General features: G+C 59.0%; 10 protein-coding genes. 1 reads left to right on the top strand and 9 read right to left on the bottom strand.

Features of this window, described 5'->3' with window-relative positions; genetic code table 11:
* Positions 1-265: 265 nt before the first annotated feature.
* Positions 266-5,797 (bottom strand): DUF4214 domain-containing protein, encoded by a 5,532-nt coding sequence (locus ACIQAL_RS26585; protein ID WP_401150588.1) that lies wholly within the window; start codon positions 5,795-5,797, stop codon positions 266-268.
* Positions 5,798-6,822: 1,025 nt separating this feature from the next.
* Here ACIQAL_RS26585 and ACIQAL_RS26590 point away from each other — a divergent pair.
* The gene (locus tag ACIQAL_RS26590; protein ID WP_401150589.1) at positions 6,823-13,719 is read left to right on the top strand and encodes a DUF4214 domain-containing protein; all 6,897 of its coding nucleotides are present in this window, start codon (positions 6,823-6,825) and stop codon (positions 13,717-13,719) included.
* A 108-nt stretch (positions 13,720-13,827) separates the two neighbouring features.
* Here the strand turns inward: ACIQAL_RS26590 and ACIQAL_RS26595 are convergent, their stop codons facing one another.
* From ACIQAL_RS26595 to ACIQAL_RS26630, 8 genes are all read right to left on the bottom strand, one after another.
* Positions 13,828-14,973, bottom strand: a complete 1,146-nt coding sequence (locus tag ACIQAL_RS26595) for a glycosyltransferase family 4 protein (protein WP_401150590.1) — start codon at positions 14,971-14,973, stop codon at positions 13,828-13,830.
* 78 nt (positions 14,974-15,051) lie between these two features.
* Positions 15,052-16,008: a GDP-mannose 4,6-dehydratase gene (locus ACIQAL_RS26600; RefSeq protein ID WP_401150591.1), complete on the bottom strand. Its 957-nt coding sequence runs from the start codon at positions 16,006-16,008 to the stop codon at positions 15,052-15,054.
* 6 nt (positions 16,009-16,014) lie between these two features.
* Complete coding sequence (locus ACIQAL_RS26605) at positions 16,015-17,112, bottom strand: glycosyltransferase (protein ID WP_401150593.1); 1,098 nt, start codon at positions 17,110-17,112, stop codon at positions 16,015-16,017.
* On the bottom strand, positions 17,109-18,593 hold the full coding sequence (locus ACIQAL_RS26610) for a class I SAM-dependent methyltransferase (RefSeq protein WP_401150594.1): 1,485 nt from the start codon (positions 18,591-18,593) through the stop codon (positions 17,109-17,111). The genes ACIQAL_RS26605 and ACIQAL_RS26610 overlap by 4 nt, the downstream gene beginning before the upstream one ends.
* Complete coding sequence (locus ACIQAL_RS26615) at positions 18,577-19,815, bottom strand: ABC transporter ATP-binding protein (RefSeq protein WP_401150596.1); 1,239 nt, start codon at positions 19,813-19,815, stop codon at positions 18,577-18,579. Before ACIQAL_RS26615 ends, ACIQAL_RS26610 begins: the two co-directional genes overlap by 17 nt.
* Before the next feature lie 203 nt (positions 19,816-20,018).
* Positions 20,019-21,995: a DUF7024 domain-containing protein gene (locus ACIQAL_RS26620; RefSeq protein ID WP_401150597.1), complete on the bottom strand. Its 1,977-nt coding sequence runs from the start codon at positions 21,993-21,995 to the stop codon at positions 20,019-20,021.
* Between the two features lie 291 nt (positions 21,996-22,286).
* A complete protein-coding gene (locus tag ACIQAL_RS26625) occupies positions 22,287-23,207 on the bottom strand; it encodes a DUF4214 domain-containing protein (RefSeq protein WP_401150598.1) in 921 nt (306 codons plus the stop codon).
* A gap of 81 nt (positions 23,208-23,288) precedes the next feature.
* On the bottom strand, positions 23,289-23,627 hold the full coding sequence (locus ACIQAL_RS26630) for a tryptophan synthase subunit beta (protein ID WP_166598602.1): 339 nt from the start codon (positions 23,625-23,627) through the stop codon (positions 23,289-23,291).
* Positions 23,628-23,646: the final 19 nt, after the last annotated feature.

Below are 23,646 nucleotides of genomic sequence, written 5' to 3' on the forward strand. Positions count from 1 at the left end.
GGCGTGGGAGTTGGCTTGCCTACGATCTGGCGCGCAGCGGCAGTAAAACCTGAGAACTCTATTCAACTGGCACACCGCGTGGGCCGGTTTTGCCATCGCTGCGCAATGGATCGCAGGCAAGGTGGAGCGCCACCCCGGCACTCCCACGGCCTTCGGCCAGAATTAAGGGCAGATCGAGGCATACAGCTCTCATTGCACCGATTCGAACACCCGAATCGCGCACCGAGCGTAAAAGCGGGCAGCTCGAGGGCTGCCCCTTTTTTTGTCAGACCGTAAAGTCCCAAGTGGCGGGGGCTTTGTTGTGGCCGGTCATTTCAGTGGAGGTGAGGAGGCTGTCGGCAACTTGCACGAAGTTCAGGTGGCCTTGCTGGACTTGCTCGGTCCAGTAGGCTTGGCCAGCGGTGTCGACGGTTCGTCCAAAGAAGGCGGTGTAAAGAGCAGCGATGTCATGGCTGACATCACCGTTCAGCGCTTTGGCGCCGGCCTCGGTGGAGTTCAGGATCGACAATCCGATCCCGCCGATGCTCATTGATTGTTGAGTCCAGTAGTCGAAACCGGCCACGTCCGCCTGACGTCCTAATAATCCGTCGTACAGCGCCGCCAGCGTGGTCTGTTGCGTGTTGGTTGGAATCGACACCACACCATCGGCAAAACCAAGGTTCTCGACGTTGACGACTTTGACCTGCTGGTTCGGGTCGTCCTTGTTGCTGACGAGGGTGTAACCGCCGTGTTGTTCGAGGGTGTACTGCGAGCGGTCGCCGCTGAATTGCACGGTGTCGTTGCCCTGTCCACCTTGCAGCACGGTGTTGTTGGCCGCTGTGAAGGTGGTGATTTTCAGGGTGTCATTGCCACCGCCTGCAAAGACGAAGCTGTCGCTGGCGTTGACGATGAAGCTCTGGCTGGCATCATCGCCCGTCAGCGTTTGCCCGGTGGTATTGCCCTGAACGGTGGTCGCACCGACGATGGCGGCGAAGTCGACGTTGTTGAGCACCAATGAGCCTTTGCCGCTCATTTGAGTGGTATCGATCACCAGCGCGGTGTGTTGCGACCCCCCCGCACCGGCCAGTTCCATTGCTTGAGTCGGCCCCGTGGACGCGGTCACGGGGGTGATGGTGTTCACCAGCAACGACGCTCCAGCGGCCAGTTTGTCGAGGAAGTGCTGACCGTTGACGTTCTGGTGCGCCTGATCGGTATTCGCAGTCGCCGCATCGATGGCGGCTTTGAGGGTCTCTGCGCTGTTGCTGGCTAACTTGACGCCACCACCGACGGAGGTCAGCCCGTAACCCACTGGCAATTTGGCCACGAGTAAAGGAAACGCACCATTGCCGACCAGGCTGATGTCGGCGGTGTTGGCGTCCCCCGTGCTGTCTTGACGCGACGAGGTGGTCAGCCCGACCGAAACGCTGGTGCCGGTCTCGCCACCGGGCAACGTGACCTGCGTGGTCGTGACCGGTACGCCGTCAATCGTGACGGGTGGATTGGTTGGCGTGGTGGGCGGTGGCGGTGTGGTGACGGTGATGGCCACGGATGTGCTGGCATCGAGCGGGTTCGAGGCGTCCAGGTCATCGACAAAGATATCAATCAGCGCACTCCCCGTGTAGCCCGTCGTCGGGGTGAATTTCAGGCCGTTCAGCGCGCTGTTGATGGCCGTCAGTGTGCCGGTGAGCGTGACGACGGTGGCATCACCGGTGACGGTGAGGCTGGTCGAGCTGGCGAGGTTGAGCAGGCCATGGCTGGCGGTGAGCGTGACCTGCACGTCATGGCTGCCGGCATCCACGTCGCTGATGGCGATCAGGTTGTTATTGGCCGAGCTGAACACCAGGGGGGTGTTCTGGCGCACGCTTTGAGTTGCGGCCCCTAAGACGACGTCCGGGGCATCGTTGACCGGCACCACGGTCACCTCTTGTGTGACGGGAGTGCTGTCGCCCGCGTTGCCATTACCGTCGTTGACGGTAAACGAGAGGGTGCGCGTGGTGCTCGCCGGGGCTTGTGAGGTGTTTTCGTACGTCACGGCGCTCAATGCTGTTTCCCACTCAGAGAGGGACGCATGGCTGGCGGAAGTCAGCGTCAGCTCGCCGGTCGTGGTGTTGAACGAAGCCACGATGTCGCCGATGTTCGGCAGGCCGGTCGCAAGCGCGAGTTTGTCCTCCCCGGCGACGAACCCTGCGATGCTCACTTTCGCACTGGCCAGCGTGCTGCCGTCGGCGTCGCTCAGCACGACGCCTCCATTGACGATCACCGCCGGCGCGTCTTCGGTGAACGTCGGGTTGGACGCTGAGAGCGTGATCACCGGTGCATCGTTGGTTGCGGTGACGGTCACGGTTTGGGTGGCGACGACGCTGTCTTCTGTCCCGTCGTTCACCGTGACACTGACCGTACGCGTATCGAGGCTCGGGCTGTCCGACGAATTGGTGTAAGTCACTGAGCGCAGGGCGGCTTGCCACTCTGTGAGCGTGGCGGTTGCACCCACGGAGTCCAGGCTCAGCACGCCTGTCAGCGTGTTGTAGCTCCCACTGATATTGCCCATCGTTGTAGGGTTATTGGTAAAGGAAAGCGCGTCTTCGGCGCTGTGCAGGTTGTCTGTGATGCTGACGACAGCGCTGGCCAGCGTACTGTTATCAAGGTCGGTGACGATCAGACCGTTGGCGATCACGACCGGCGTGGAGGTGACGTTATTGCCTTCAACGAACGTTGCGACAGGGTCGTCGATGACCACCACCGGCGTGTCGTTTACGGCTTGTACTGTCACGGTTTTGAGCACGGGCGCACTGTCGCTGCTGCCGTCGTTGACGGTGAAGCTGATGCTGCGGCTGCTGGTGTCCGGTGAGTCTGAACTGCTGCTGTAGCTGACGTTGCGCAACGCTGCTTCCCATTGGACAAGGGTGGCGCCGCCCGCTGACGAGAGGGCCAGTTCCCCCGTGTTGGCGTCGTAGGCGCCAGCCGTGATGTCGCCCATGGTCGCGCTGTTGCCGGTGAACGCCAGTGTGTCACCTGCTTTCACGTTGGTAATGGTGACGTTGGCGGACCGGAGGCTGCTGCTGTCCACATCACTGACGCTCATGCCGCTGTCAATGATGACAGGCGTGGACGCCGTGTTATTGCCTTCGACGAACACTGAGGTGCCAACCGAGGACTCAAGAACCGGCGAGTTATCGACCGCGGCGACCGAAACGGTTTTAGTAACGACGGTGCTGTCCAACTGACCGTCATTGATCTTGAAGCTGATGGTGCGTGCGCTGGTGTCCGGCGTGACCGCAGTGTCGACGTAGGTGACCGAGCGCAAGGCGGCTTGCCATTGCGCGAGGGTGGCAGTGCCGCCAGCGGAGGACACTTCCATCTCGCCCGTCGCCGCGTTGAACGTTGCAGCGATGTTCCCAAACGTTGCCGAGCTTGTGTTGACGAACGACAGAACGTCTTCGCCCGCTTTGAAGTTCTGGCTGATGCTGACCGTCGCGTGGGTCAGGGTCGCGTTGTCCGGGTCATTCACGCTCAGGCCTGTGTCAATCGCCACCGGTGTTGAGACGCTGTTATTGCCTGATGTGAATGCTGTCGTGCCACTGGTCGCGGTCACAACGGGGGCGTCGTTGGTGGCCGCAATGGTGATGACTTTCTGGACGCTTGCGCTGCTTGAGCTGCCGTCATTCGCCGTGAAAGTGATCGTGCGTGAGGCGGTGGTCGGGGCATCGGAGGTGTCGGTGTAGGTGACCGAGCGCAATGCAGCCTCCCATTGCGCGACGGTGGCTGTTGCACCCGAAGAGTTGAGGCTCATGATGCCCGTGGCCGAGTTGTAGCTTGCAGAAATGTTGCCCATGGTGGCCGGGTTGTTGGTGAAACTCAGAAGGTCCTCGGCGCTCCTGAAGTTACCGGTGATGCTGACGACCGCAGACGCGAGGGTAGAACTGTCGACATCGGACAGCGTGATACCGCTGTCCACCACCACCGGCGTGGAGGCTCCGGCGCTGCTCTCTGTAAACGTCGTCGGACCGCCGCTGGTCGTTGCAATCGGCGTGTCGTTGACGCTGGTGACCGACACCGATTTCGTGCTGGCGATGCTGTCCGCCGTTCCGTCGTTCACCTGGAAAGTGATAGTGCGCGCGCCGGTGTTCGGTGTGTCAGAGGAATCGGTATAGGTCACCGAACGCAGGGCGGCTTGCCATTGTGCGAGGGTGGCGGTCGAGCCGGCGGAGGACAGACTGAGAACGCCCGTCGCAGCGTCGTAGGTGGCGCCGATGTTGCCCATCGTTGCCGGGTTGTTGGTGAAGGCCAGAATGTCCTCGGCGTGGTGGTTGCCCGTGATGGAAACTTTGGCGCTGGTGAGCGTGGTGTTGTCCACATCGCTGATTGTCAGGCCGCTGTCGATTGCAACAGGCGTGGAGGTCGTATTATTGCCTTCGGTAAAGCTGGCGCTGCCTCCGGAATTCGTCACGACGGGCGCATCATTGGTGGCCGCAACCGTCACGTCACGCGTGGCGGCGACGCTGTCTGACGTACCGTCGTTGACCACGTAGGAAATGGTCCGTGTCTGGGTGTCCGGGTTATCTGACTGATTGCTGTATGTGATCGAACGCAGGGCTGATTGCCATTGAGCGAGCGTCGCGTGGGTGGCAGAGGTCAACTCCAGGACGCCTGTGCTGGCGTTATAGCTGCCGCTGATATCAGCCATCGTTGCGGGGTTTGAGACAAACAGCAGCATGTCTTGGCCGCTTACGAAGTGAGTGCTGATGCTCACGGTCGCCTTGGTGAGCGTGGTGTTGTCGCTGTCCGTCACCGTTATGCCCGAGTCGATTGATACTGGCTGGGACGCGCCTTGGGCACCGCTTTCAACGAATGCTGCGCTGCCGCTGTCGGTGGTCACAACGGGGGCTGCGTTGGCCGGAGCGGCAACGGTCACTGCGGTGTAGTCGTAGGGCGTGCTCGTGTCCTGACCTGTTTTGGCAACGCCTCCGTCATCGCTGATGCTGGCGAGCGTAATGCCACGATCTCCCAACGTTGGGTTGGCGCTGGTGTTCTTGTAGGTCATGCCATCAAGCAGCGTCTGCACCGTTGCCGATGTGGTGTTGGCCGGCATCGTCAGGCTGACCTGAATCGCGCCGTTGCTGCTGGTAGTGGCAAAGGTGACGCCTGTATTGCCCAAGCTGCCGGATTGGCCCGCCACCAGGTGAATATCGCTGCCGCCAATGGTGAGGAACTCGCTGTCGGTCGCCGCGACGCCGTCTACTAACAGTGTGAGTTGGGTGATGTGTTGGTTGGCTTCGTTAGTGATCACCACATTGTCGAACAGATCGACCGCCGGGCCGCCGGTATAGAAGGTCGGATAGAGCGCGTCTTCTGCCGTGGTTGGCGCTTCGTTGACCTTGATCATGTTCAGTTGAAGTGTGTAGCTGAGGACGTTGGTCCCACTGCCTATCGTGACGCTGTATAACCCTGAGCCGACCACGTTGCCGCTGCTGAAGCTGCTTAAGGCGCGATTGTCGTCGAAGCCGTTTCCGCTGATTGAGCCGAAGTCAAAGAACGCGGATGAGTTGATTGCCGAACTGGTGATCGAGAGCGAGTAGCCGTCTACCGCATACCCCGTTGGAATCGAGAGCTGAATCACGTCCACTGAATCGCTGGGCGAATTCAGTGACGCGCTCCAGACGTTCGCGCCCACTTGATTCATCACCCAGGCGTAATGCGCCAGATTGCCGGAAAAATCGGTGTACGCGGTGTAGGTATCAATGTCGCCACTGCCAGATTCGGAATAGTTGAGAGGGGTGAACAGGTCGATGTAGGGATAGGACTGTGACGGCGACGGCATGAGATGTTCCTTATCTGGCACCTGGATTACAGGACGACGGCAGAAAAATGCAGGTTTTTTGTCGGACAATGTCTGAACGCGCGGAGTATAGGTCTGGCGTTGGCAATTCGACATTACCGCTCAGCGCCTCCCTCCGCAGATCTGGAGTGACGGGGCAGCCAAGCCCATTGGCAAGCGGATAAAGCTGATTCACCCATCCGACGACCGGTAATGGCACTCCGCCAAGTCGCTGCTCAGGCAGGTTTTTTTTGGAATAGTAGCGAATGCACTGAATCGGTGATTGACGATTTGGTCAGGATTTCGAGCGGCTGATGCCAAAATGATGGCACTTTTCGGAAAAAATCTTCAATGAAATGAATAAGTTACTCACTTTATTAGAGATTGAAAAAAAGCGAGTGAAGAGGGAAGTTAATACTTCGTGGATGACAGGAAAACACTTTTATTTGCTCGTTTTTTGTTCAAGTGAACAAGAAGTGTACGGTTTTTAAAAAGTGGTTAAAGAATGATCAGATTGAGGGTTTTATCTGAAAACGCATTAGCACGTTTGTAATAGTTGGAAAGTTTCTCGCCAAGCGGAAGCGTTTCAGCGGTAAGCGCGCGGAGTCATTAATTGATTTTTAGAGCGAACGATTAGTCGACTTAAAAATGACGCCTGTTTTCTGACTTTATTGAAATATGTTAATAATCAGTAAGTTATAAACTTTTGATAATAATCTGACCGTGGCCTCTCAACCTCGCTCCACTGCCGCAAGACACGATTTTCCATATAAATGCTGGAGCTATTATTTGGCTTATGTCGAAAAAGTTGGACGTTAGTTCCGCTGTTTTGTTGGCGTCGGTTTACCGGCGCGCAAGTAAAAATAAAACTAGAAAGTTAATTGTTTCCCTGAGATGCTTGCCGCCTCAGCTTTCCCATAAAGTCTGGGCACCCGTTCTGGGTACAGTTTTTAAACACACTTAAATCTTGGAATAAAAGACTCGCTCTTTCAGCGGGGCTTTTGAATTTTCGTCGTCAGGAGATAGACATGAGCACCCAGTCGGACTTAGCTGAGCTGTACACCGCGTTTTTCAATCGTGCACCCGACTCGGCGGGCTTGGCCTACTGGGTGAACCAACTGAACGCGGGGACCATTTCCCTGAATCAGATCGCAAAGAACTGGGTTGAGTCCCAGCCGGAAGGCCAAGCCAAATACCCGGCTGGCATGACCACCACCGATTTCGTCAACGCCATCTACGGCAACGTCCTGAGCCGCACCAGCGACACAGACGGTCTGGCGTACTGGAAAGCGCAACTGGACGCCGGCACGATCAGCCGTGACACCTTCGTCGCTACCGTCATCAACGGTGCGAAAAGCAACACGTCCGCGCAAGGCAAGGCCGACGCCGCTCTGCTGTCCAACAAAGCTACCGTGGGTATCGCGTTCGCCGACAAGGGCCTGAACGACACCACCCTGGCCGCCAAGGTGCTGACCTCGGTCAACGCTGACAGCAACAGCCTGAATGCCACGCTGGACCTGATCAAACTGGTCCCGTCCAGCGCCGCTGGCCAGACCACCGCCGTGCTGAACTCCCTGAGCACCGCACTGGGCAACGTCGCCACCCTGATCAAAACCTCTCCGGCCGAGCTGGGCAACCTGGTGACCTACCTGAATGCCGTACTGACCGGCGTCACCAGCAACACCAACCTCGACACCCTGTTCACCTCGATCAACACCAAGGTTGTGGCAGCACAGACCAACCCATCGGCACTGGCCGATGCGGCGAATCAGGGCGCGAATGATGCGTCGATCGCGACGCCGACAGCTGGCGGTGGCGGCGACACCACTCCGCCTGTGACAACTCCAACGTTCACTGTCACCAACGGTACAGGTTCTGATGCTGGCAAGTTCACTGTTGGCACCGCCAACGGTGACGTGAAGATCACGATCGTAAATGACAAGGTGGTATTTACACCGACTACCGGCTCTCCCGTTTCCGTTGACTTTGCGTCCATCACGAAAGGTCTGGTCATCGACGGCACAGCAACTGTTTCGGTCTCTGATCTCAGCACGTTGGTAGCAGCTCCGGTTTTTGACTTCACTCTGCTCGTGAATGTCCTCGTGGCTCCAGTCGTGCATCAGATCACGGGTAACGGAACCATCGCGCTGACGGGCTCGTCGCCGATCACGGCTGAGTTGCTCAATACGCTGAACAGCAATGTCACACCGAAACTGAACGTCACCGCGTTCGCAGGCGAAATTTCCGGTTCTCAAGCAGACCTTCTGACCGCTCTGAACTCTAGCGGCATTACGGGCCTGGCCGCTAAGGCTGTCACCATCGCTGACCCGGTCAGCATCGCCGCGATCAAAGCCGTTGACGACAAAACCGTCGGCGCTGTGACTGCCAACTTCATCAGCGATACCGCTGCGCATTTGGCTGCAAACGTTGGTGGTTATGTGAAAGCTGGCGTCGCAGTCAACTTCACGGATACCGTAACCGTCGCTCAGGTGAACGCGGTGGCGGCTCTTACGCACGTCACGCCGACATATCAAACTGTGACCGACACCATCGCGAACCTTAATGCCGATATCTTCCCGCCGAGCCCGAACTCGGTGACGAACGGTCACACCTACACCGTCAACGACACCCTGGCCCATATCGTTGCTGACAAGGCCGGTTTTACGCTGCTGAGCTACGCGACCTACACGCTGACCGACACTACCTACCACGTGGGCGACGATCTGACCGTCCAAGCGGAGAGTGTGGGTCAGGCAGCTGCGCAAAACGTTTACAACAATGCTTCGGGTGACAAAACTGAGGCGAACTTCACGTTCACCCTGAAAGACACCGTCGCAAACCTGCTGACAGTGTCAGAGTTGTTGGGTGGTCACGATTTCACCGTTAACGACTCACTGGCAAACATTCACGGCTACCTGAACGGTGGCGACACCACCGTTTTGGGCGATCACTTCGCTTACAGCCTGACCAACGCGCACATCGACGTCACTGCGCCGATCGATGCACAGGGTGCGCTGGCTCTGCAACAGACTTACGCCGCTCTGGTGGACGGTGCGGTCAACCACGCCAGCGTGACCCTCGATATCACGTTCAACTTGCACGATTCCGCTGCGAATCTCGCGGACGAGCAATACGCTTCGGTCGTGACGAACCAGCACGTCCAGATTGACGATGAGTTCGTTACCCTTGACCAACTGGCTGCGGTAGGGACCGCTGTGGGCACCGGCGCTGGCGCCGCTGTTGACTACCATGGCATTCAGGGCAGCATTACCGAGCTGCTGGGCGCAGGCGAGCTGACCGCCGACCACGCAGTTCAGGTGACCGGCGCACTGAGCCTGACTCAACTGGCCGACCTGAGCGCTACGGATGTGACCACGATTGACTACGGCACCGTTGGCGATAGCGTCGCGGCGCTGATTAATCCTGATAATGCACAAGCGGTTCTGGGCAAAGCACTGGAAATCGTGGGCACGGCTTCTGTTGCCGATATCCTGGCGGTCGTGGCGGCTGCGGGTCCCGATGGTGGGGTCATCTACACGACCGTGACCGATTCGGTCGCTAACCTGACGCTCCTCGCCAACGCCAATGTCGTGGCGTTTCATGATGCCGCGATCACAGGCACCGTTTCGCTGCAGGACATCGCCGACGTGCGTGATGCGGTCGAGGAAGGCTCGGTCACCTACGGCACCATCAGCGACACGGTTGCTCATCTGACTGATCCTGCCAACCTGCAAACCATTCAGGGTCATGCATTGTCTGTCAGTGATGCGCTGAGCGTGCAGCAAGTGCTGACGCTTCACCTGGCAACGGACCAGTCGGTGACCTACACCAACGTGTCCGACACTTATGCCCACCTGGCCGCAAACAGCGCGTTACTGGTCAATAAGATCGTCACCGTGACGGATGACTCGATCTCGCTTTCGCAGCTCTCCACCGTGATGCAGTCGGGTGCAACGTCCATCAGCTACGGGGGCGTCAGCGATATCTACGCCAACCTCTCCAACTCGCTGAATGCATTGTTCCTGGGCCTGCATGCCGTGTCGATCACCGACCCGGTCACGGCTTCACAGGTCAGCACCATTCAAGGGATCAGCAACATTGGCGTGGTAACGTCCGCGAACCTGACGGACAACGCTGCCAATCTGGACGCTGCCTCCAGCACCGTTCTGGGCTCGGCCGTTAACGTCAACTTCACCGACGCGGCGACCATCGCCCAGTTGACGAACGTCGATGGCAAAACCGCTGCAACGCTGGTCTACACCTCGGTCACCGATTCGGCTGCCACTCTGGCTGCCAACGTGGGCGGTTACGTGAAGAACGCGGTGAACGTCACCGTTTCCGACACGGCCAACCTGACTCAACTGGCGGCTATCGATCTGGAGACCACGGGCACACTGACCGCGACCAACATTGCGGACGGTGCAGCGGCATTGGCTGCCAACGCTGGCGGCTACGTCAAAGCGGGCGTCAACGTCACTGTCAACGATGCGGCCACTCTGGCTCAAGTCAAGAGCATTGACGACGCCAACGGCACAGGCAGCCTGACCGCTAACACCATTGCCGATACCGCGGCATTGCTGGCAGCGAACACGAACGGCTACGTCAAGGCGGGCGTCAATGTCACCGTCAATGACGCGGCAAGCGTGTCGCAGCTGTCCACCATCGATGGTTTGAATGGCAGCGGTAGCCTGACGTACACCGTCATCAGCGATGCTGCTGGCACACTGGTGACCAACGCAGGCAACTACGTGACCGGCAGCGTCAATGTGACCGTTTCCGATGCCGCGACCCTGGCTCAACTGAGCACCATCGACCTGAAAACCACCGGTACCCTGACCGCCAATCTGGTTCAAGACAGCGTGGCTGCACTGACCGCTAACACTGATGGCTATGTCAAAGCCGGTGTCAGCGTGACCGTGACCGATGCCGCTACCATTGCTCAATTAACGAGTCTGGACGGCGTCAACGGGACCGGTTCAGTGACCGCGACCACTGTCACCGACAGCGCAGCCAATCTGTTCACTAACGCCGGTGGTTACGTCAAAGGCGCTGTGAACGTCTCGGTGTCTGATGCAGCGACCATCGAGCAACTGACCGCCATCGACAACGCCAACGGCGCTGGCACCCTGACCTACGCTGCGCTGAGCGACACGTCGAGCAACCTGTTGGCGAACATTACCGGCACAGGCACGCACTACGTCATCAGCGGCAAGAACGTCACTGTCACTGACGCTGTGTCGTTGCAGACGCTGGCTAGCATCGATACCGCCAATGGCGCCGGTACATTGACCGCCGACAGCGTCATCGACGCTGCCGACAAACTGGTCGCAGACACCACGTACCTGAGTCCGACCACCCATGTGGAGATCCAAGGTGCTGTCAGCCTCGCGGATCTTAAAACCATCGATGACAAATCAGGTGTTGTGGTCTACAACGACCTCGCCGACGACGTTGCTGCGTTGGTGGCCGACACCAACTCGGACATCGGCGGTTCGGTCAACGTGACAGTGAACGATGCTGCTTCGATTGCTGACCTGACCGCAATCCACATCAAAACCACGGGTACCCTTACTTACACCAGCATTACTGACAGCGCCGACCACTTGGCCGCTGACGCCGCTTCGCTGACAGGTTTCATCACAGGCGCCGTCGCGGTCGAGGTGACGGGTGCGATTTCGCTGTCCGATCTCTACGCTGTCGACCAGAAAACCACAGGCACGCTGACTTACTCGTCGATCAGCGACACGGCTGCCAACGTGGTTGCTGATGCACACCACTACATCAATAGTGGTGTTGCTGTGACCGTTAGCGGTGTAATCGCGCTGTCTGATCTGGTGACCCTGGCTGGCAAGTCCGCTTCGGTTGCTTATACCGAGGTCACAGGCACTGCGGCCGCACTGGCTGCCGATGCGCTGAGCAATGCCGGTGACGGTACCTTCGTCATCACCGGCAAAGTCATCGACGTGAGCGATGCGGCGACTGTTCAGCAGTTGGCGGACATCAAGGCCGCTACAGGTCTGAATGCGCACTTCACTGATCTGTCGGACACTGGCGCTGCCTTGGCTGGCGGCGCTGCTTCGGTAGAGGTGGCCACCACGGTCACTGTGACCGATGCAGCTTCGCTGAGCGATCTGGCGGCCATCAGCGGCCACCTGTCCCTTTCGGGTGAACTGGTTTACACCGCTGTCAAAGACACCGCGTCCAACCTTGTCGACAACGTGGGCGGCTATGTGAACGGCAGCGTCAACGTGACCGTCTCCGACGCGGCCACCGTGGCAAGCCTGGCAGCGATTTCGGCCATGACCACAGGCACCGTGACCGCAGAAGACCTCGCGGATACTCACCAGAATCTGTTCTCGCCTCAGGGCGTTCTGACGTCTTATGTCGGGGCGGGTTCTACGGTGACTGTTGACGGGGTTGCCACTATCGCGGAACTCAAGGCACTGGTTGACCGCACTGGCGACGCCACGAAGGTCCACTACACCTCGATTTCCGACAGTCTGGCCAACCTGACGTCGACGGATGCGGCCGCATTCATCAAGTCCGGCATCAACGTGTCCATCGACAGCACCGCCAACGCGACGGTTGCACAGCTCGCGGCGCTGGATGCTGCCAATGGTGCGGGTACTCTGACTTACTCGGGCGTTACCGACACCGCCGCCAATCTGGCAGCTGATGCGGTATCGGTCGGCACCAAATACACCTCCAACCAAAGCGTTGTCGTCACTGACGCAGCAACGGTCCAGCAGTTGGGCGCGATCAATGGCGTCGCTGATGACGTGTCCTACGATAAAGTCACCGACACTGCGGCTCACCTCTTTGCAGACGCCGGTACCTTTATCGTGAACGGCGTGACGGTCACCGTCTCCGACGCGGCCACCATTGCTCAGCTCGCCAGCATCGACAGCCACACCGACGTTGAATTGGTCTACACCAACGTCACCGATTCGGCAGCCAACCTGCTGTCGGACAACGGTACTTACGTCAACGGCAGCGTTGCTGTGACCCTGACCGATATCGGCAGTGTTGCCGCCTCGACGTTGAAAACCATCGACACTGAAACCACCACTCAAGTGGATGCATCGTCGGTTGCAACGTTGACCGGTGATTACTCCAACATCAGCTCGGTATTGGGTTCGGCAGGCATCAAGCTGTCGGGCAGCGAAGCACTGATCTTGAACGACACCGCTGCTGATCTGGCCGGCAAGACGTTGCACGCCACTACGTCCACTCACGACGTGCTGAACGTTGGCCTGGCCAGCGTCACCACCAATCTGAGCGGCCTGACCGGCTTCGAAGACATCTTCCTGGCGGGCAGCAACCGCTCCACCAATGCCATTACCATCGGTGACGGCGACGGCGTATCGGTTCATGCGGCGGCAGCGTCCACCGTCATTCTGGGTTCCGGTCAACAGAGTTTCTTCACCAGCACTGGCAATGACACTGTCACTGTCAACGCAGGCAGCACGTTTGTGTTCGCCGCTTCGGCAGCCGCCAACGGTGTCGACTTGGTGAAAAACTTCGCAGTCGGTTCGAATGGCAGTGCGTTGGACTTCTCCAACTTCCTGGGCTTGTTCTCGTCCGTAGGTACCGAAATCGTAAGCGACACATCCGATTCCGGCGGCGCGGCTAATACGGTCACCTTGCTGGATGGTAATAGCGTTGGTCTCACCACCAAAAACGCTATCAGTGTTGCTGACTTCGACAAAAACTTCCTTTCCACCGTCAATGGCAAAGAAGTGTTTGTCGCTTTCGACAACACCGCGCATTCGGCCAACGTTTACTTCGTAAACTCGGCGGGCGGTGGTTCGGCCAGCGTTGTTGATAACGCTGCGGACATCACCCTGGTCGGTACCGTGAGCTACACCGGTTCGATCACCTCCGTGAGTGATCTGCATTTGTCGAGTCACCTGCTGCCGTTCTGATTCAGGGCTGTAACGCAGTAGAAAAACAAAACCCCGCTGTCTGAAAAGGCAGCGGGGTTTTTTATTTGGGTGGCGCTTGAGCCACGTCGCGAAGCGACGCCAGTGGTGTTATCTGCCCAGCACCTTCCGATAAACAGCCAACGTCTGTCGGGCACACTCTTGCCAGGTGTACGCCTTGGCGCGGATCAGGCCCAGTTCGATCTTTTCTTCGCGCAAGGCCGACTGGTTCAGCAGAGCTTGCATGGCCGCGCTGATGCTGTCGACGTCGTAGGGGTCGACCATCCATGCCGCGTGGCCCGCCACTTCGGGCAATGACGTGCTGTTGGAGGCGATCACCGGGCAGCGTGCGGCGAACGCTTCGATCACGGGCAGGCCAAAACCTTCATACAACGAAGGGAAGGTGAGGGCGACGGCGCTTTGCAGCAGGGCCATGACGTCGGATTGCGGCAGGTAGCTCAGCCAGCGTCCTTCTCCGCGCGCTTCCAGCGCTTGCAGTTTTGGCAGCAGGTCTTCGTTGTTCCAGCCGTCGCGTCCGACGATCACCAGCGGGTGTTCCTTGCGCACGTCGGCGGGCAGTTGCTCGAAGGCTTGCAGGATGCGCGGCAGGTTTTTGCGCGGTTGCAGCGTGCCGAGGAACAGGAAGAACCCAGGTTTCAAACCGTGTTTTTGCAGCACCGCATACCGGGTTTCGCTGTCGATGCGCTCAAAGTAAACCGGCTCGACGCCCAGCGGCGTCACGCTGATACGCTCTGGTCGCAGGCCCAGATGCTCCACCAGATCCAGCTTGCTGAACTCGGAAATGGTGATGATGTGGTCCGACTGGCGGATCGCGGAGTTGAACAGCCAGCTCTTCAGGCTGCGCAGGTCATTCTTGATCCACTCCGGGTGCACCATCGGAATCACGTCCATCACGCTGGAAATCGTCGGCACACCAGCAATGCGCGGAATGTGGTGATCGGGGGCGTGGAACAGATCGACGTTTTTGCGGATGGCGCCCGAGTTGCCCAAAGGCAATTTGAGAACACCGCTCAGCAGCGCATGAACCGGAAAGCGCGGCGCCAACTGTTCAGGTTGACCGCACGGCAGGGTTGGCAGGTCGCGTCCGAATGCATACGGTTTGATGTGCACATCGGCCTGGGTGACGGCGATGTCGCTGAGCCCTTGCCACAGCGCGCGTGAATAAGTGCCGATGCCGTCGAGGTGTCCGGCGCGCTCGCCAGAGGCCCAAACGGTGCAGCCCAAGCCAATTTCCATGTGTTGTCGTACTCGAATCAAAGTGTGATGCGAAGGGCATTGCCGCCCTGGCTGTTCGGCCATCGGCGGCGAAGTCGTTCAGGGGGTGGTCTTGACCTGTTCGCGCCAGTAATCCAGCAACTGGCTCAGGGTCGTTTCCAGTGCAATCGCGGGCTGCCAGCCAGTCGTTTGCTTGAGCAGCGCGTTGTTGCCGGCCGCAATCGGAATGTCGGAGGGGCGCAAGCGCTCCGGGTCCTGTTCCACGGCGATCGGCGTCTGGCTCTGTTTCAGCATCAGCTCAAGCACATCGCGAATCTTGCGGGAGTCGCCGCTGGCGATGTTCAGGCACAGCGGATGCCCTGGTTTCCCGGCGAGACCGAGCAACTGGATGTAGGCGTCGCACACATCCTGTACGTCGAGGAAGTCGCGAATGGCCTCCAGATTGCCGACCTTGAGCACGGGCGCCTGCTGGCCGGCTTCGATCAGCGCGATTTGACGGGCAAACGAGGCGGTCACGAAATCAGGGCTCTGTTGAGCGCCGATATGGTTGAACGGGCGTGCAATCACGCCGTCGAGACCCTGACGAAAGTATTCACGGAAGGCGTATTCCGCCGCGACCTTGCTGGCTGCGTACGGGTTCAGTGGCTGCGGCAGGGTGTCTTCTTCCACTGCGATACCCGATTTGAACGCCGCCCCGTAGACTTCCGACGAACTGGGAAACAGCGTGAAAGCATCGGGCGCGTGCTGCCGGATCGCTTCGAGCAGGTTCATGCTGCCGATCACGTTGGTCTGCCAGGTCAGCAACGGTTCCTTGAAGCTGGTCAGCACATGGGAAATCGCCGCCAGGTGGATAACGTGCGTCGGTTGGGCATCGGCGACCGCTTGCGCCAGGGCGCTTGCCTCGCGAATGTCGCAGGTGAGGTACTCATCCGCAATGCTCTGCGCTGGACTGACGTTGCCGCCCAGTGCGACCACTTCATAACCGGCGGCTTGCAAGCGGCCGGTCAGGATCTTGCCAACGAATCCGTTGGCCCCAGTCAGTAGTAGGCGTGGCACGGTGTCTTACTCCTTCACTGGAGAAATCAGGTCAAGCTGTTCCAGCCAGGTGGCCAGCGCAGCTCGCAGGTTTTCACGCTCGTAACGAAGCAGGTTTCGATGGCCCGCCGCAACCATGGCTTCATACAGCCCGGGTTCGGTATTCAGGAAGTGTGCCGCCAGGGCAAATTCCACCGGGTCATCGCTCTCCAGTAGCAACCCGCCTTCCCCCAGTGTGTCGGGGATATTCGAGCGAGCCTGTGTGACCACGGGAAGCGAAGCATAGTTCGCTTCCAGCAGCGGCATGCAAAAACCTTCGTGGGCACTGGCGCACCAGTATTGATGGGCGTTCTGGTACAGCCAACGCAACTCGGCTTCGGAGCACTTGCCCACCAGCATCACGCTGTCTTCAAGACCAAGGTTGCGCACGTGCAATTGCAGACCGCGGGCATACGCCTCGCTGGTGGTGCCGCCGACGATGATCAGACGCTGCGGAGGCTGCTCGGCCGCGTTCTGGTTCTGCAACAGGTGGTAGAACGCCTCAATCAGCAGGTATTGCCGCTTATTCTCTGCCAGACGCCCCACTGCAAGATAAAACTGTGTGTCGTCGGGCTGCTCGCGCATGAACGCCGGTTGGCTCTTGGTGCCTTCCAGACGGCGGGTGTCGACCAGTAGGGGCAAGGTCTTGCTGCGGGTGTAACCGGCTTCCACGAGTTCGCTTTCGTTCAGCGGGGAGTCGGCCAGCGCATGAACGAACTCTTCGCGCCATTCCCGCAGTTGCTCGAGGCCCAGCTCGGCATAACGGCGAAGGCCGCCGCCTTCCGGGAAAAACTCCGGCGGCGTGATGTTGTGATAGACCATCGCTTTGGTGCATTTCTGCTGCAACAACCACGGGCCGTGATCGTGGCCCATGGAGTGGTGATACATCAGCAGATCGCACTGGGACGAATGAAAGGTACGCGCAGGCAGCACTTGGCCGGCCATCTGGTCGGGGATGGTGAAGCTGTAGATGTCCGACTCGAAACCCAGATCGCGCAGCAGGCTACGCGTGAACAACAAACCGTTGGTAACCCCATCTCCCGCCGCGACCGTTGCTGCAAATTGATCGATACGCTTGGTGGTCATATCTGGCCCTTGCGAGCCGTGACCGCGTAATCCTGCGGACCATAGAACAACGCATCACAACGACGTGCGACTTCGCTGTCCTCGTTGAGGGCGTATTCGCGCGGAATCGGGTTCAAGCGATGGATCTCGACGTTTTCGAACCCTTTGAACTCGACCAGGAATTCAGTGAACGCCGGAGGCAACGGGTGAATGTGCGTCGGGTCGGTGTGGAAATGAGTCGCCGCGCTGATGATGTTTTCCGGGTTCGGGGTCTCGAAGATGATTGTGCCGCCTGGTGCCAGAACGCGCTGGCACTGGTCCAGCAGGATGTTGAACTGCTCGAAACTCAGGTGCTCGATCACATGGAACGCGGACACGGCAGCGACGCTGTTTTCCGGCTGTTCGGCCAGCCAGACCAACGCGTCCTGCTGTACCGCTTTCAGGCCCTGCTCGTGACAGGCTTCAACGTTCATCGAGTTGAGGTCGATGCCGATACGCGCATAGCTCTCCGGCAACATGTTCAGCCATTCGCCACGGCCGCAGCCGATGTCCACCAGCGGCAGGCCTGCTGTAAGCGGCGCGATATTTTCGAGGATCGGCAAGTAGTACGACTGACGCTCGCGGATGGTTTCGGCATCGCCACGGAAGCGGTTTTCGAAGGCCAGGTAGAAGCTGTCCGGAATGCTGCTCGGCACCAGGTTCGACGCCGCCGGTTGGGTGGCGACCACACTTGCATCGGCAGAGGCAGGCGCGGCGACCTGGCGCGGAGCGCGTTCCAGATGACCGAGGCGTGCACGCAATTCCTGTTGAATCAGGCGCTGTTGATCCAGATCGGATTCGAGCCGCTTGATGTAGTCGGTTTGCTGGCCAAGCGCAACGTTCTGCGCGTCCAGTGCACGTTGTTGTGCCTGAAGATAGCCATTGAGCTCATCCAGGTGCAGCTGTTGAACCTGGAGTTGACGCTGTTGGTTGTCGAACAGGTCTCGCTGGTGCGCAAGCCCGTCATTTTGCAGTTTGTGCTGGCGCGTCAGCAGGTCCAGACGCGCGACATAGTAACGGCTGCGGGATTCCGTCGAAGCGATGGCGTAGGCGTTCAGCAGCAATTTGCCGAGAACTGGAATACGGCGAAGGGTGTTCTTGAGCTTGGCTTTGCGCAGGCCATGGACTTCGGCGCCGTGGGCCATGCCTTCCGGTGAGTAGCGCAGGTTGGCCAGCACTTCGAACTTGTCGAAGCCGGAACGCAACTGGTGCAGCCCTTGCTGGATTTCACTGCGCTCGGCCTTGCGGCCCAACAGGCTCGGGTAAGCCGCCAGCAGCAGAGGCTCGTCATCCAGCTGGATCAGCTCCATCCAGCGGTAAGGACGGTCAAAGACCGGCGCCGGGGACGGATCGAAGGCCGGCATTGGCCGCTCGCGGGTGTCCAGCTTATAACGCTGAACCTCTGCTTCAATTCGGCGATTGAGTTCCTGGAAGTCGAGGTCAGGGTTATTGGGTATCAGCATTGCTTACAGTTCCGTCGATAGTCTCGGTCGGGGCGGACAGTTGCTCCAGCGTGGGTGCCAGATCGCAGATGCCGCCAAAGAAAGTTCCGGTGATGCCGGCCACTTCAAAACCGATGGCGTTGTCGTGCCAGTGGTAGCAGTTTGTGGTGTGGTCGGCGCCGTCATGCAGCGCCAGCGTAATGGTGTATTTGCCCGGTGCCAGCCGCATCGGAAACCGATAACGCAAGGTCCGGCGTTCCCCGGCCTTCATGGCAATCGGGACATTCAGGTAGTGGCTGTTGGTGCCGAAAATGTCCTGGCCGAAGCGGTCTCGGATCATCAAGCCCAAGGACACATCTGCCAGGTCGTGATCTGCCGCGACCACGACGTCCAGCAGGCCGACATCGCCGCTGGCAAGTACCGTGCTGCGGGAGTTTTCACCCACGAACGTCACGCCATCCATGTAAGCCAGACGAGAGCCGTAGCCATGTTGCTCGATGTGCTTGCGTTCGCTGTAGTCTTCGTCGTCGGCGCCGAGCAATTGGTTATAAATGTTCACCGCGTCTTCCGGGTGACCATCGGCGACGACTTGCCCGCCACTGAGGACGATGGCGCGGTCGCAGATCATTTTCACGGCATTCAGGTCGTGGGAGACGAAAATGATCGAGCCGCCCTTGGCCCGGAATTCCTTGATGCGACGCATGCATTTCTGCTGGAAATGACCGTCGCCGACCGACAGGGCCTCGTCGATCAGGAAGGTGTCGGGGTCGGCGTGGATGGCGATGGAAAACGCCAGCCGCATGTTCATGCCGGAGGAGTAGGTGCGAATCGGCTCGTGGATGAACGGCCCCAGTTCGGAAAACTCGACGATGGCATCGCGGCGCTCTTCGATCTGCTGTCGGGTCATGCCCAACAGCAGGCCGTTGCCGACGATGTTTTGCAATCCGCTGAGGTTGGGGTCGAAGCCCGTGCCCAGTTCCAGCAGGCCAGTTACCCGGCCGGTGATCTTGATCTGGCCTGCATCCGGCAGCAATACGCCATTGAGCATCTTTAGCAGGGTGGATTTTCCGGCGCCGTTGCGGCCAAGAATGCCCAGGGTTTCGCCACTGGAAACCCGAAAGGTGACGTTATCCAGTGCGCGATGGGTGCGATGGAAACTGCGGCGCAGGACGATTTCCTTAAGCCGGTGCCAGGGTCTGCTGTAGAGCTTGAACTCCTTACAGACGTTTTCCACTTCAAGCATGCGTGCAACTCTTATCGAAAAAGGGGGTGTTCTCAGGCGTCTTTCGCGGCCCGAAAGGCGGCACGCACTGAAGAATCAGGAGGCGGAGCCTAACATGAGTGGGGGTTGGGAGCATCTGCGCATCGTTTTGCAGTTGTCGCGCGAACCCGGCAAATGGAAGCGGAGCGGCCTTGCTGGACCGCCCCGCCGTCACAACAGACCCGTCAGCGCTCGACAGGTTCGATCGACAGCGTGACCAATCCCAGGCCGAGTTTGCGATCATCTGACGACATGCCCATTTGCGCCGGGCTGGTAGGGGCCGGAACGTCGATTCTGATACTGGTGGCGCGCAGCGTGTTATCGATGTCGAAGACCAGATCGGCGGCCTGATCCGTGAGGGTGAACGCTTTCTGGCTTTCGCCTGCGTGCAGAATGAAATCCTTGCCGATATTGGGTCCAAAGGCGCTGGCTTTCAGGTGCAGTCGGAATTTTTCCGGAAGGGGTCTGGCAAAATCCAGACTCACACTGTCTCCAACCGACCACGCCCCCCACACCTCAGGCGTCCACAGTCCGCTAACCCGGCTGACGACGCGTGGAGAAACCGGGAAACGGAAGTCCAGATTGCGGCCATCCTCGATGTTGGTGAGGGTGAAGCCCGGCATGATGATTTGCGGCCTGCCATTGGCGTAAGGCACGTATTGGCCGATGGAGAGTACCCAGTTTTTGTGGGCGGGCAGGCCCTTGAAGTCGTAATGGTTGTCCTCAGTGACTTCAACGTGAGTGATGTCGGCGCTGTCCATGTAGAACGTCGCCTTGAGCATCCCGCCCATGTCGCTGCCAATGACCACCACATGCTTGCGCTCCTCGGCATTGAGGTATTCGCGTGCGAACGTTCCGGCCTGGTCGTATACGTCAGGGATTTTGTGAATGCGCTGTTCCTTGGTGATCCACGTGCTGGACGTCAGGACGGTGACCGGCATGACGCCATAGATGAACAGTGCCGCGCCGAGCCGTGGCGACCAGGCCCACGCGCCCAATGCGATCAGCCCAGAAATGCTGAGCACATAGAACGTCAACGGTTGGACCGTCAGGCCAAAGATTTCCGGTCCATCGATGAAGTGGGGCTTGAACGGCTCCATGTGCGTGGCGATGCCGTACAGCGTTGGCAATGCGATCACGACCGCAAGCGCAAGGCGCCATTTCCCGGCAGTGGCGGTGGCGGTGGTAGCCAGTTGCGATGCGACCACGATCCACAGCAGCGGGAACATGAAGTCGTAATAGCGCATGTGCAGGCGAGTGATGGACTCGAAGACGCTGGAGTTGACGACCGACGCCGAAAACAGCGCCACGACCGGCAGCAGGTTGGCGAGTAAAAGAACAGCGAGAATGGACAAGCGTCTGGCAGCGTCGGGGCATTCGCGGGTGCGCAGCGATGAAAATCCTCGTTGCAAGCCGATCGCCACCGGCAGGGCCATGAGCAGACACACCGACAGCACATGGCCGCGAAGGCTGATCAGGGCCAGTTGGACCAACTCGATGGCTCGGTCCAGCCCCGTGGTTGTGGTGGAGGCAATGCGATTGTAGGACGGGCCGAAGAAGGTGAGTCCCGCTGGCCCTGCGATGAGAAGGCTGAAGGCGAATTTGGCGATGAGGCCGGCGATCAGGAATGCTGCGATGTTTCGAACTGCCGAAACGACGGGGCGCTCAGTGGTGCGCGTCGACAGGTAGCCGATGTAAATCAGCAAGGCGGGCACGAACAGCATGGAATGCGGCTTGACCAGCGCCGTGCAGCCGAGGATGAAACCGGCGATGCCCCAGTCTGTCCAGCGCTCGGCCACGGCGCGCGTCAGGCACCAGGCAAACACCCAGAATCCGAAGAAGTACATGGCTTCCGGCATGAAATGGGCGGTGTAAGCATTGATGGGTGCCGCCATCGCGCACAGGGTAATCAGCAGCGAAGGCACGAATGATGCGACCCGGCGAGCAACCCAGTAGATGAACGGGGCAGAGGCGACGAAAAACAATGCGTTGAGAATGCGCGCGCAGCCGAGGAAGTCCGTTCCACAGTGGCTCGTCAGCCGATAAACGGCGAGATACAGATAGCCGGGAATCAACGAGTCAGACAGCGGCTGCAGTCGTGCGTAACGGCTGTAGGTGTATTCATCGCCGAAGACAAACGGGTACAGGCCACTGTTTTTCACAAGAAGGGCGAGGAAGGCTAAGGCGATTACAGCGAGTAGTGCGTAAGCGTTTCTGTTCCGTTGCGTGAGGCGGGTCATACACCAAAGTCCATTGTTTGCCATTCCTGAACGTCGAGCTTTCTGTAGCCTGGCCGGGCTCAGGTCGACTTTCGCTGGCGCTGGACGGGAAGTGTCCGAACGCCATTAAAAAACGCGAGATGGTATCAGGCCGGGCTGACTAATTCAGTGTTGGAAACAATTTTTCAGTTGGGCGGACGGCATCGAGAGAGGCCGTCGCGCCGCAACCTCCGCTCAACTCAACCAGATGCCCCCGTCCAGCGCGGCTTTGGTGTTGTTCAGGTTTTCCTGACTTTCCGAGAAAGACACCAGCACTTCATTGGCTTTCATGCCGTTGGCCATCTGGGTGTTCCAGTATTGGTAGCCCGCGTCATCGGCGGTGCGGTGCAGCACGTGCAGGTAGTAGTTGTTGATGATCGAGTTCTGATCCTGCCCCGGGTTCAAGGTCTTGAACTCGGCACTGTTGACAAAACTCTGCGCGATCTGGCCGATGTTCTGGCCCTGATCCATCTCCGCGATCCAGTACTTCAGGCCAGCGGTGTCAGGCGTGCGGTCGAACGCGGCCTGATAAAGCCGATAAGCTGAACCAGCGTTCTGACCTACCTGAACATCGAGGGCCAGCGAGCTGCCGTCGCCGAATTCCAGGCGTTCGATGTTGGTCAGGGTGTCGATCTTGCCGGGGGTGATGACGGTGTAGCCGGTGGACGTGGCCTTGATCACGGCCGTGGATTTGTTGGTGTCGTACCAGACAGTGTCGATCCCGCCATTGCCATTGAAGGTGTCGTTGCCGGCGTAACCGTAGAAATCATCGTTGCCGTACGAGCCGATGAAGGTGTCATTGCCCTTCAGTGCCAGCGCACCGATGGCCACGTCGTCACCCGTCAGAGCGTAGTTGAGCAGCGTGTTGTAGTTGGTGCTGAGGCCTGTGACGCTGAACACCGGTTGTGTGCCTTGCATCCAGTTCAGGCCCGTGAGGGTGCCGCCGGTGACGCCGGACGCGCCATAGGTGAAGCCGAAGCCCGAATAGGTCAGGGTGTGATAACCGTCGGTCAGTTGGAACACTGAAGAGGTGGCGTAGGAAAGGTGGGTGTTGGCGTTGTACCAGTCGTTCAGGTCGTAAACGTTGATCGGCAGGTTGTAAGTCACTGTGGTCATGGAGGAGTCCTTCTCCGTCAAATCAAAGCGCCATTATGCAATGGCGGACAGATTTGACGTCAAAGAGCCGACAAAGTGCTATCAGACCAGCCCGGTTTCCTCGTCATCAATCAAATTGCTCAACCCGCCCAACGCCACCCGCGCCCGGTTACGGTCCATCAACTTGGCTTGTGCGGCAGGGGGAAGGTCTGTGATGCGCAGCACGCCCTTGTTGGTCAGCACTTGAATCAAGTCGTCGAGTACCCGAATCATTTCGGCGTCGCTGAGCTTCAGGGCATTGAGGCTGTTCGCCACTGATTCGTTGGCGAACCAGGCCTGTATCTCATGGTCGTCAGCGGGCAGTGTCGCTGTGGCTTCGGCAAAGCCTGAGGCTTCGACGCGCACCAACTCTCCCTGGGAATTGCGTTGAACGTAAAACATGGTTCGTCCTCGGTAATCC

The sequence above is a fragment of the Pseudomonas sp. NPDC088368 genome (assembly GCF_044753445.1).
Classification (GTDB): Bacteria; Pseudomonadota; Gammaproteobacteria; order Pseudomonadales; family Pseudomonadaceae; genus Aquipseudomonas; species Aquipseudomonas bambusae.

Bases quoted from the DNA above. Each gene is read 5' to 3' on its own strand.
- ACIQAL_RS26585 (WP_401150588.1), bottom strand. From the start codon at position 5,797: ATGCCGTCGCCGTCACAGTCCTATCCCTACATCGACCTGTTCACCCCT.
- ACIQAL_RS26590 (WP_401150589.1), top strand. From the start codon at position 6,823: ATGAGCACCCAGTCGGACTTAGCTGAGCTGTACACCGCGTTTTTCAAT.
- ACIQAL_RS26595 (WP_401150590.1), bottom strand. From the start codon at position 14,973: ATGGAAATTGGCTTGGGCTGCACCGTTTGGGCCTCTGGCGAGCGCGCC.
- ACIQAL_RS26605 (WP_401150593.1), bottom strand. From the start codon at position 17,112: ATGACCACCAAGCGTATCGATCAATTTGCAGCAACGGTCGCGGCGGGA.
- ACIQAL_RS26610 (WP_401150594.1), bottom strand. From the start codon at position 18,593: ATGCTGATACCCAATAACCCTGACCTCGACTTCCAGGAACTCAATCGC.
- ACIQAL_RS26615 (WP_401150596.1), bottom strand. From the start codon at position 19,815: ATGCTTGAAGTGGAAAACGTCTGTAAGGAGTTCAAGCTCTACAGCAGA.
- ACIQAL_RS26625 (WP_401150598.1), bottom strand. From the start codon at position 23,207: ATGACCACAGTGACTTACAACCTGCCGATCAACGTTTACGACCTGAAC.
- ACIQAL_RS26630 (WP_166598602.1), bottom strand. From the start codon at position 23,627: ATGTTTTACGTTCAACGCAATTCCCAGGGAGAGTTGGTGCGCGTCGAA.